Origin of the sequence: Streptomyces sp. NPDC056373 (genome assembly GCF_042262425.1) — a bacterium.
Lineage (GTDB): Bacteria > Actinomycetota > Actinomycetes > Streptomycetales > Streptomycetaceae > Streptomyces.
In genome coordinates, this window is record NZ_JBHJPX010000032.1 from 1 (window position 1) to 11600 (window position 11600).

General features: G+C 76.6%; 3 protein-coding genes and 1 pseudogene. All 4 read right to left on the minus strand.

Annotation, left to right across the window (positions count from 1 at the left end; all coding sequences use genetic code 11):
- Positions 1-184: 184 nt before the first annotated feature.
- The 4 genes and pseudogenes from ACFCXS_RS38535 to ACFCXS_RS38550 all read right to left on the minus strand — a co-directional run bounded on the left by ACFCXS_RS38535 (position 185) and on the right by ACFCXS_RS38550 (position 11594).
- Positions 185-3043 carry an amino acid adenylation domain-containing protein gene (locus ACFCXS_RS38535; protein WP_376648000.1) on the minus strand — a complete coding sequence of 953 codons (2859 nt, stop codon included), beginning with the start codon at positions 3041-3043 and terminating at the stop codon, positions 185-187.
- Positions 3044-3120: 77 nt separating this feature from the next.
- Positions 3121-4347, minus strand: a complete 1227-nt coding sequence (locus ACFCXS_RS38540; RefSeq protein ID WP_376648009.1) for an alpha-hydroxy-acid oxidizing protein — start codon at positions 4345-4347, stop codon at positions 3121-3123.
- 39 nt (positions 4348-4386) lie between these two features.
- Positions 4387-5151: pseudogene (locus ACFCXS_RS38545) on the minus strand (thioesterase II family protein); the annotation flags it as partial.
- Positions 5148-11594, minus strand: a complete 6447-nt coding sequence (locus tag ACFCXS_RS38550) for an SDR family NAD(P)-dependent oxidoreductase (protein WP_376648001.1) — start codon at positions 11592-11594, stop codon at positions 5148-5150. The gene ACFCXS_RS38550 and the pseudogene ACFCXS_RS38545, both read right to left, overlap by 4 nt.
- Positions 11595-11600: the final 6 nt, after the last annotated feature.

Genomic DNA, 11600 nt, shown 5'->3' on the forward strand with positions numbered 1-11600 from the left:
CCCGCGCCATTTTCTCACACCCCCTCGGTCTGCCCGGCCCCCTGGTCTAACCCCGCCGGGGGGGGGGGGGGGGGCCCCCCCCCCCCCCGCCGCGGTGTCTCCGGTGCGACGGGCACCCGCCCGGGCTCCGCACCGGACGACCCGGCGGCCCGCACCCCGAGGTGCGGGCCGCCCGGGCGGAAGGTCAGTGCGCGGCCGGGTCCGGGAGCGCCGACCGGTCGAGTTTGCCGTTGGGGGCGAGAGGGAGGCGGGGCAGGGTGACGAACGCCGCCGGGATCATGTAGGCGGGCAGCCGTTCGGCGACGTGCCGGCGCAGCGTGCGCGCGGACGGTGCCCCGGGGGAGCCGTCCGGGCCGGCGAGGACCAGGTAGGCCACCAGCCGGTTGCCGCCGGAGCCCGGATCCGGGCGCAGCGCCACCGCGGCCTGGGCGACGCCGGGGTGCCGTGCGAGAGCGGCCTCGATCTCGGCGGGTTCGATCCGGAAGCCGCGCACCTTCATCTGGCCGTCGCCGCGCCCGACGTGCTCGAGGAAGCCGTCCGCGTTCCAGCGGGCCAGGTCACCGGTGCGGTACATCCGCGAACCGGGCGGTCCGAACGGGTCCGCCACGAAGCGCTCGGCCGTCGCCCCGGGCCTGCCGTGATAACCGCGGGCGACCGACCCGGCGACGTACAACTCGCCGGTCACGCCGGGCGGTACGGGAACCAGCCCGGGGCCGAGGACGTAGGTCCGCATGTTGTCCAGCGGCCGGCCGATGGGCACGCTGCCGCCCCGCCAGTCGTCCGGGACGGTGAACGCGGTGGCGTAGAAACTCTCGGTCTGGCCGTAGGCGTTGACCACGCGCGCTCCGGGGACGGCGGTGCGCAGCCGCTCCACCAGGTCCGCGGGCAGCCGCTCGCCGGCGAACATCAGGACGTCGGCGCGCACTCGCCCCGCGATGCGGTCGGTGAGTTCGGCGAACACCGACGGCACGGTGTGCAGCACACCGCCCCGCCAGCCGCTCCGCTCGGCGAGCACCAGGACGTCGCGCACGACCTCCACGGTGGCCCCGGTGGTGAGCGCGGTGAACACCTCGAACACGGAGACGTCGAAGTTGATCGAGGTTCCCGCCAGCACACGGGTGCCGGGCCGGATACCTGCCACGGCCGCCAGGCGGGTGACGCCGTTGACGATGTTGGCGTGTGTGACGGCCACGCCCTTGGGAACCCCCGTCGAACCCGAGGTGTACATCACGTACGCCAGGTGTCCGGGCCCCACGGGGACCCGGCGGCCCGTCTCCCCGGGATCCCGGAGGACGAGGTCTTCCATGAGACACACCGGGGCAGCGGGGTCCGGGAGGTCCCCGGCGGTCTCCTTGTCGGTCAGCACGAGGTCCGGTGCGGCGTCGCGGAGCAGGAAGGACAGCCGCTCGGCCGGGTACCGGGGGTCGACCGGCAGATACGCGGCGCCGGACCTCAGGGTGCCGAGCAGGGCCACGACCAGGTCCGCGGAGCGAGGCAGGGCGAGGGCGACGAGGGACTCCGGGCCGGCGCCGGCCCGGAGCAGCCGTGCCGCCAGCCAGTCGGCACGCTCGTCGAGCCGACGGTACGTCAGTGACTGCTCGCCGCACACGACGGCGACCGCGTCCGGGGTGGCCGCGGCCTGCCGGGCCACCAGGTCGGGCAGCGAGGCGTTGGGGGTGGGTGCCCGGCGGCCCACCAGGTCCTCCAGCAGCAGCCGGTGTTCGGCCGGGTCGAGGACCGCGGCTGCGCTCGCCGCGTTCCCGGGGCGGTCCGCGAGCTGCCCGAGCACCCGGGTGAAGCGGTCCGCCAGCGCCTCGGCGCCAGCGGGGTCGAAGAGGTCGGCGGCATACTCGAGCCGGCCCGCCGGCGCCCCGTCACCGGCCCCGAAGCCGTGCGGGAAGCGGAGCACCAGATCGGGCACGGAGTCGCCGGCGAGGCCGCGGTCCTCGGTGATCGACAGGCCGGCCGGCACTGTCCCGGACGGCCAGGTGACGGCCTCGCCGGTCGTCACCATCACCAGGAAGAGCGGGTGCCGGTCCGCGGGGGCCTCCGGGGCCAGCTCGGCGACCAGCCGGGCGAACGGCACCCGGGTGCGCTCCCGTGCGGCTTTCGTCCGTTCCCGCACCCGGTCGACCAGGTCGGCGAAGGAGGGGTGGCCGGACACGTCGGCGCGCAGCACCCATGTGGTGCCGGGCAGATCGGGTGCCACGCCCCGGGCGACGTGGACCCCGACGGGCAGGTCGGTGCCGGCGCCGAGCTGGTGCAGCAGGGCGCACAGGGCCGCTTGGATCACCATGGCGGGGCTCGCGCCGCGGTCCGCGGCGAGCTTGTGCACGGCGTCCGCGACGCCGTGGTCCAGGACCAGCGGCACGCTGCCGGTGCGGCCGCTCGCCACCGGAGGGCGCGGGTGGTCGTACGGCAGCGGCAGCGTGTCCGGTGCCTGGGCGAGCGCCGCACGCCAGTGGGCGGTCTCGGCCGCGACGACGGCATCCGTCCCGGCCGGGGCCGGGCCGGTGGCGGCGCCATCGGGCCGCCCCGCTGCGGCGCGGCCCTGGCGGACGGCGGGCGGCTCCTCGCCCGCGTACCGGGCGGCGAGGGCGTCCGCCAGATCGCGCACCAACGCCGCGGCGGGCCGGTCCTGTACGGCGAGGGGGTGCAGGACCAGGATGAGGACGTGCTCGTCGGCGGCCGTGCGCAGGATGCGGGAGCGCAGCGGCGGCTCGGCCGACAGGTCGAACGGGCGCTCACGCAACTCCCGCACCGCGTCGGTCAGTGCGTGCGGCGCGACGGCCTGAACCCGCGGGCGCGGACCGGCGTCCGCCGAGGGCGGGACACGCCGGGCGGGAGTCCCGGAGGCGTCCTCGCACAGCAGTGAGCGCAGGATGTCGTCGCCGGCCGCCGCGTCGGCGACCGCCGCAGCCAGGACGGCACCGTCGAGGGGCCCGCTGAGGCGCCACACGAGGGTGGTGTGCCGGGCGCCCTCCGCACCCTGCGGGCGGCGGACGAACCGCAGGCACTGCTGCGCGAACGACAACGGGATCATGCGTACCTTCTCCTTCGGCGTCCTGCTGGTGTCGTCGTCCGGCCGCGGCCCACCGCCCGCCGCTTCCGGCGGACCGGTCAGTCCTGTCGGGCCACGGCCGCCTGCCGGGGCGCGGCCAGGGGGCCCGCCGGGGCGAGCAGTTCGGGCGTGAGGTCGCGGACGCTGCCGCAGCCGCCGAGCGTCAGCGCGAGATCGAGTTCGGCGAGCAGGCAGCGCAGCACGTGCCGCACACCGTCGCGGCCGTCCAGGGCCAAGCCGTACAGGTAGGGCCGGCCGAGGAGCACGGCGTCCGCGCCGAGCGCCAGGGCCTTGACCACGTCGGCGCCGGTGCGCACACCGGAGTCCATGAGCACCGGCACGCCGTCCCCCACGGCCGCGCGTACGGCGGGCAGGCAGTCCAGGGCGGCGACCGTGCCGTCGAGCTGGCGGCCGCCGTGGTTGGAGACGATCACGCCGTCGGCACCGTGCCCGAGGGCCGCACGGGCGTCCTCGGGGTGCAGGACGCCCTTGACCAGGAGGGGCAGGTCGGTCAGTCGCCGCAGCCACGGCAGACGGTCCCAGGTGAGCGCGGGGTTGGCGGAGACGGCCGCCCAGTGGGCCACGGCCTCGCGCGGTCCGGCCTCCGGGGGCAGTGCCGCGTTGAAGATCGGATCGGAGGTGAAGTTGGCCAGTCCGGCACCGTGCAGGAAGGGCAGGTAGCCGTGGTCGAGGTCGGTGGGGCGGTAGCCGAAGGCGGGGTTGTCGACGGTGAGGACCAGGGCGCCGTAGCCGGCGGCCTCGGCGCGCCGCACCAAGGACTCGGCGAGCGCCCGGTCCGAGGGCCAGTACAGCTGGAACCAGCGCGGTTGTGAGCCGGCCGCCGCGGCGGCCTCCTCCATGGAGTGGGAGGAGAAGCACGACAGGACGAAGGGCAGGCCCACGTCGGTGGCGCCGCCGACGGAGGCGAGTTCACCGCCGGGGTGGACGACGGTCTGGGCGGCGACGGGCGCCAGCAGCACCGGTGCGGCCAGGTCCTGTCCGAACAGCCGCACCCCCAGGTCGCGCCGGGTGATGCCGCGCAGCATCCGGGGCACGATCCGCCACCGGTCGAACGCCTCACGGTTGCCGCGTCCGGTCGCGCCGCTCCCGGCGTCGCCCACGACGTAGCCGTACGCGGACGGCTGCAGCACCTGGCGCGCCGACTCCTGGAGGGTGGTGAGGTCGGTGGAGAGGCGGGACGACCGGCCGTCCGGTCCGGCGAGGTAGATCTCCCGCACCAGGTCGGCCGGCGGGCCGGCGGTGCGGACGGCAAGGTCCTCGCGGATCCGGCCGGCGAGCAGCCGTGCGCTCTGCCCCGCCCGTTCGGTCAGCGCGAAGTGGTCGCCGGGATGTACGGCGAGGGCGTGTGCGGCGGTGGTGTGCCGGGCCCAGCCGCGCATCTGGTCGGCGGTGTTCTTGGGATCGTCCTCGGCGACCAGGACGGTGAGGGGGACGGTGAGCGCGGTGTCCGGCTCGCACCGGTAGCGGCGCAGCATGCGGTGGTCGGCGCGCAGCAGGCGCAGCACCTCGGCGCGGAGGTCGGGTTCGGCGAGCAGGGCGTCGGGCACGCCGCCCAGTCGCCGCAGCCCCGCGACGACCGCCTCGTCGTCGAGGGTGTCGAGGTCCGGCTCCTGCCAGTCGTCGGCGGGCGGCCGGGCGGCGGAGACGAAGATGCGGGCCACAGTGCCCTGCCGGGCCAGCAGCCGAGCCGTCTCGAAGGCGGCCAGGGCCCCCATGCTGTGGCCGAGGAGGCACAGCGGGCGGCCGGTGTACGGGGCGAGCGCGGCGGCCGTGGCCTCGGCGACCTCGGTGACGTCGGCGGCGCAGTCCTCGACGCGGCGGTCCTGGCGGCCCGGGTACTGCACCGCGAGCAGGGCGATGTCGTCGGGCAGCGCCGCGGCGAGGTCGGCGAAGGCGGTGGCGGTGCCGCCCGCGTGCGGGAAGCACACCAGGCGGGCGACCGGGTCCTCGTCGGCGGGGAAGGCCCGCAGCCACCGGGAGGACCCGGTGACGGGCCCGCGGCGGACGGGCGGGACGGCGGGGGTGTCGGTGCGCGCGGGGCCCAGGGTCGCGGTGGTGCGTTCGGTCATGTCCTCGGTGTCCCGTCCTCAATGGTGGTGGGCAGCTGGTCCAGCAGGTGGCGCAGGCGCTCTCCCAGCCGGGCGCGGTCGGCATCCGCGAGGGCGTGGTCGGCGACCAGCGCCTCGACGCCGGCGAGCGCGTCGGACAGGGGGTCGTCGGCCGTGTCCCCGGGCAGTTCGGTGCGCAGGTGGCCGACCAGCTCGCGAGGTGTGGGCCAGTCGAAGGTGAACGTGGCCGGCAGGCGCACTCCGGTGGCGGCCGCGAGGCGGTTGCGCAGTTCGACGGCGGTCAGCGAGTCGAAACCGATCTGGTCGAAAACGCTGTCCGGGCCGATCTCCGCCTCCGAGGCGTGGCCGAGCACGGTCGCGACCTCGCGCAGGACCATGCCCATGAGGTCGCCGCCCGCCGTGCCGCCCGCCGTACCGGAATCCGGCGCGGCGTGGGCCGCGGGGACCGCTGCGTCCGGCCGGGCGCCGACGGCCGGGGACGCCGCGGGAGGCGCCTCGGGGGGCGCCATGTCGTCGAGCAGGGCCGGCAGGGTGCCGTCGCGGCGATGCTCGGCGAGCCGCTCCCGGTCCCACCGGGCGGCCACGGCGACGGGCGTACGCCGCTCCAGCGCGGCGTCCAGCAGGCCCAGGCCGCGGGCAGCCGCCAGCGGCCGCACCCCGAGCCGGGCCATGCGGGCGACGTCGGCGCCGGTGAGGGCGGCGCCCATACCGCCGGCCGTGTCCCACAGGCCCCACCCCAGGGACACGCCGGGCAGGCCGTCCGCCCGGCGGCGTTCGGCCAGGCCGTCCAGGAAGGCGTTGCCGGCGGCGTACGCGGCCTGTCCGGCGGAACCGAGGGTGCCGGCAAGCGAGGAGTAGAGGACGAACGCCGACAGGTCGCGCCCGGCGGTCAGTTCGTGCAGATTGACCGCCGCGTCGACCTTCGGCCGCAGGGCGCGGTCGAGCTGTTCGGAGGTGAGGGCGGACAGCAGCGCGTCATCGACGACGCCGGCGGCGTGGACGACGCCGCCGATCCGGACGCCTTCGCCGTCGAGGCCGTCGAGGGCGGCGGCCAGCGCGTCGCGGTCCGCGGCGTCGCAGGCGAGGACGCGGACCTCGGCACCGAGGTCGCGCAGTGCCTCCAGGTCGCGGGCCGCGTCCTCGCCGGGCGCGCCGCGTCCCATCAGCACGACGTGGCGTACGCCGTGCTCGACGACCAGGTGGCGGGCGGTCAGCCGGCCGAGCCAGCCGAGTCCGCCGGTGACGAGGACGGCCCGCCCGGTGTCCCAGACGGGGCCGGGCAGTTCGAGGACCACCTTGCCGACGTGCCGGGCTTCGGCCAGGTGACGGAACGCCTGCGGCGCGTCGCGCAGGTCCCAGGCGGACACCGGCGGCGGCCGGAGCGCGCCGGACTCGAAGAGGGCGAGCAGCGCGCGGAGCATCTCCTGGATGCGGTCGGGTCCCGGTTCGCGCACGTCGTAGGCGCGGTAGAGGACGCCGGGATGCTCCCGTGCGACCTCGGCCGGGTCACGCCGGTCGGTCTTGCCCATCTCCAGGAAGCGGCCGCCCCGGGGCAGCAGGCGCAGCGAGGCGTCGGTGTAGGGGCCGGCCAGGGAGTTGAGGACGACGTCGACGCCCGCCCCACCGGTGGCGTCGAGGAAACGCTGCTCGAAGTCGAGGTTGCGCGAGGAGGCGATCCGGGTGTCGGGCAGACCGGCGGCCCGCAACGCGTCCCACTTGCCGGGCGAGGAGGTGGCGTAGGCCACGGCTCCGAGGTGCTGGGCGAGTTGCAGGGCGGCCGTGCCGACACCGCCCGCGCCGGCGTGCACCAGAACCGACTCCCCCGCGCTCAGCCCGGCCAGGTCCACGAGGCCGTAGTAGGCGGTCAGGTAGGTCACCGGGACGGCCGCGGCCTCCTGGTCCGTCCATCCCCGCGGGACGGGGCACACCAGCCGCCGGTCGGTCACGGTGGTCGGTCCGATGCCGGAGAAGAGACCGAGGACCCGGTCGCCGGGGCGCAGGTCGGTGACTCCCTCGCCCACGTCGAGGACCACACCGGCGCCCTCACCCCCCTGGCCCCGGTCGCCTGCGTCGGGATCCACCGAGGGCGGGATCACCCCGAGGGAGAGCAGGACGTCCCGGAAGTTGAGGCCGGCGGCCCGCAGCCGCACCCGGACCTGGCCGGGTCCCGGCGGCCGGTCCGCCTCCGGCCAGGGTTCCAGGGACAGGTCGGCGAAGGACTTCTTGCCGACGTAGTCGAGCCGCCAGGTGCGGGTTCCCGCCGGGGGGAGCAGTCCGCCACGCTCGGGGGCGTCGGAGAGCAGCGGCCGGTGGGCGGTGCCGTCGCGCAGGGCGAGTTGTGGCTCACCGGTGGCCACGGCGGCGGGCAGGGCGGCGCGGGAGGCGTCGCTGCCGTCCTCGTCGACGAGGACGAAGCGGCCGGGGTGTTCGGCCTGCGCCGCGCGCACCAGGCCCCATACGGCGCGGTGGGCGAGCCGGCCGGGTGCCCCCGTGCCGGACACGGTGACCGCCTCGCGGGTGCGGACGACCAGGCGGGTGCCGGCGAGCCGCTCGTCGCGGAGCAGGAGCCGGGCGGTGTCCACCACCGCGTGCAGGACGTCACGTACGCCGGCCGGGTCGCCGTCGGCGTCGGCGCAGCCGAGCAGGACGACCTCGGGGGCGGGGGCTCCCGCGGCCAGGGCGTCGGCGAGGGCGGCCGCGTCGGCGAGGGCCGCGCCGGGGCCGACCCGCGTCCAGCGGTCGGTGTCCGCCGCGGGGAGCGGCCCGGTCAGGGAGGTCCAGCGCGGCAGGAGGAGGCCGGAGGCCGGTGCGGCGGGGCCCGAGGGGACCGGGCGCAGGGTCAGCGAGTCGACCGCGGCCACCGGCCTGCCGTCGGCGTCGGTCACCTCGACGGCGACCGCGTCCGCCCCGGCGGGTGCCAGTCGCACCCGGAGCGGCCCGGTCGCCGCGCGGTGGACGCGCACACCGGACCAGAGGTAGGGCACCAGGCTCCGGCCGTCCTCGGCGAGCCCTGCGGCGGCGAGGGGGTGCAGGCAGGCGTCGAGCAGAGCGGGATGCAGGGCGTACCGGCCCTCCGGCCACCGCTCGGCGGTGGGCGCCACCTCGGCGAAGACCTCCTCACCGCGCCGCCACACCGCGCGTACGCCCCGGAAGACGGGCCCGTACTCCAGTCCTCTGGCGGCCAGGTCCTCGTACAGCTCGCCGGGCGGCACCGCGACGGGTTCGGCGTTCTCGGGCGGCCAGGTGGCGAGGGGAGCGTCGTCGCCGGACCTGGGGGCCGGTCCGCCGAGCGTGCCGTGGGCGTGGCGGGTCCATTCCGCGGGTTCGGGCCCGTCGGCGCGGCGGGCGTGGACGGCCACGGCCGTCGTGCCGTCGTCGGCGGGTGCGGCCAGCAGCACGCGCAGCTGGATCTCCGCGTCGCGGGGCACGGGCAGGGGTGCCTCGAGGACGAGTTCGCCGACCGGTCCGCGGTCCGCGTCCCGGGCGGCGCTCGCCACCAGGTCGAGCAGTGCGGTGCCGGGCAGCAGCACTTGTCCGGCGACCCGGTGGTCGGCCAGCCACGGGTGGGTGGCGAGGGAGAGCCGCCCGGTGTATACGGTGCCGGCCGGCGGGGGCAGCTCGGCGGTGGCGGTGAGCATCGGGTGGTCGAATCGGGTGAGCCCGGCCGCGCTCACGTCGCCCGGGGTGTCCGTCCGCTCGATCCAGTAGGTGCGGCGCTGGAAGGCGTACGTCGGCAGGGAGACGCGACGGGCGCCGCGGTCGGCGAAGACCGCCGCCCAGTCGGTGGGGGTGCCGCACGCGTGCAGCCGGGCCAAGGCGGCCAGCGCGGCCGCCGGTTCGGGCCGCCCCCGGCGCAGGGCCGGGACCAGGGCGTGGGCGGCCGGGTCGGCGAGGCAGGCGGAAGCGGTCGCGACGAGGTCTCCGGCGGGCCCGAGGTCGAGGAACCGGGTGCAGCCCAGGTCGCCCAGACTGCGCACGCCGTCCTGGAACCGGACCGTCTCGCGGGCGTGGCGGACCCAGTACTCGGGGTCGGCCAGGTGGCCGGAGGGCACCGGTTCGCCCGTCAGGTCCGACACGACGGTCAGTTGCGCCGGGCGGAAGGTCAGCCTCTCGACGACGCGCTGCAGTTCGCCGAGGGCGGGCGCCATCAGGGGCGAGTGGAAGGCGTGGCTGACGGGCAGCCAGGTGGCCTTGCCGCCGGAGGCCTCGAACCGTTCGACGATGCGCCCCAGTTCGTGCCGGTCTCCGGAGAGCACGGTGGCGGCCGGGCCGTTGACGGCGGCGAGGGAGACGCGCTCGGTGTGGCCGGCGACGAGCGCGGCCGCCTCTTCCTCGCTCGCCCGCAGCGCGACCATGGCGCCGCCGGCCGGCAGCCGCTGCATGACCCGCCCCCGGGCGACCGCCAGTTCGGCGGCGTCGGCCAGCGAGAGCACGCCGGCGGCGTGGACGGCGGCGAGGGCTCCCACCGAGTGCCCGAGTACCGCGTCCGGCCGGACGCCCCAGGACTCGAACAGCCGGAAGAGCGCGACCTCGCAGGCGAACAGGGCGGGCTGGGTGTACTCGGTGCGGTGCAGCAGTGCGGCCTCGGCGGAGCCCTCCGCCCCGAACAGCACATCGCGCAGGGGGCGCTCCAGCCTGGCGTCCAGTTCGGCGCAGGCGGCGTCGAAGGCCTCGGCGTAGGCGGGGAACTCCGCGTACAACTCGTGTCCCATGCCGGTCCGTTGGGATCCCTGTCCGGCGAAGAGGAACGCGGTGCGGCCGTCGGCGGCGGTGCCCCGTACGGCGGCCGGGTGGTCGGTGCCGTCGGCGAGCGCCCGCAGGGTGTCGCGCAGCTCCGCCTCGTCGCGGGGCAGCAGCACGGCGCGGTGCGCGAGGTGGGCCCGCGTGGTGGCCAGTGAGTGGCCGAGGTCGACCGGGCGCACCGGTCGTCCGCTCACCCGGTCGAGGAGCCGGGCGGCCTGGTCGCGCAGTGCGGCCTCGCCTGCCGCCGACACCGGGACGGGGACCACCGGCAGCGGGGCGGCGCCGTCCTCGTCGGCGGAGGCCGGGGCCGGTTCGGCGTCCTGTTCCAGGATGACGTGGGCGTTGGTGCCGCTGATGCCGAAGGACGACACGGCGGCCCGGCGGGGGTGGTCGTGTTCCGGCCACGGGGTGGCCTCGGTCAGCAGTCTCAGCGCCCCGTCGGACCAGTCGACGTGCGGCGTGGGTTCGTCGGCGTGCAGGGTCCGGGGCAGTACGCCGTGCCGCATCGCCTGCACCATCTTGATGACGCCCCCGACACCGGCGGCGGCCTGGGTGTGGCCGATGTTGGACTTCAGCGAGCCGAGCAGGAGCGGGTGGCCGGCGGGGCGGCCGGCGCCGTAGACGGCCTGGAGGGCCTGTGCCTCGACGGGGTCGCCGAGGGAGGTGCCGGTGCCGTGGGCCTCGACGGCGTCGACCTCGTCGGCGGGCACGCCGGAGGTGGCCAGGGCGTCGGCGATGACGCGTTCCTGGGCCCGCCCGCTGGGGGCGGTCAGGCCGTTGCTCTCGACGCTGTGGTTGACGGCGCTGCCCCGGACGACGGCGAGCACCCGGTGGCCGAGGCGGCGGGCGTCCTCGAGCCGTTCCAGGAGCAGCAGACCGGCCCCCTCGGCCCAGCCGGTGCCGTCGGCGGACGCGGCGAACGACTTGCAGCGGCCGTCGGCGGCGAGTCCGCGCTGCCGGCTGAACTCCACGAACGGCATGGGTGTGGACATGACGGTGGCCCCGCCGGCCAGGGCGAGCGAGCACTCGCCCCGGCGCAGTGCGGCACTGGCCAGGTGCAGGGCCACCAGAGAGGAGGAGCAGGCGGTGTCCACGGTCATCGCGGGACCGCGCAGGCCGAGGGTGTAGGCGACGCGTCCGGAGGCGACGCTGCCGGCGCTGCCGAGTCCGAGATAGCCCTCGTACTCGGCCGGGGCGGGTGCGAGGCGCGAGCCGTAGTCGCCGTACATGGTGCCGACGAAGACGCCGGTGCGGCTGCCGCGCAGTCCCGACGGGTCGAGTCCGGCGTCCTCCAGGGCCTCCCAGGCGCTCTCCAGCAGCAGCCGGTGCTGCGGGTCCATGGCGTGGGCCTCACGCGGGCTGATGCCGAAGAACTCCGCGTCGAACCGTGCGGCGTCGGCGAGGAATCCTCCCTCCTTCACGTACGAGGTGCCGGGGGCGTCGGGGTCCGGGTCGTAGAGGGAGGCCAGGTCCCAGCCGCGGTCGTCGGGGAAGGGCCCGACGGCGTCGACCTCGTCGGCGACCAGCCGCCACAGGTCCTCGGGGCCGGTGACGCCGCCGGGGTAGCGGCAGGCCATGCCGACGATGGCGATCGGGCCGGACGTCTGCCCGGTGTCGCGGGCGGCCGCCCTGAGGCGCTCGTTCTCCTTCAACGCCGCCCGCAGCGCGTCGACGACTTGCTCGTGGGATGTGGCCGTCATCGTGTC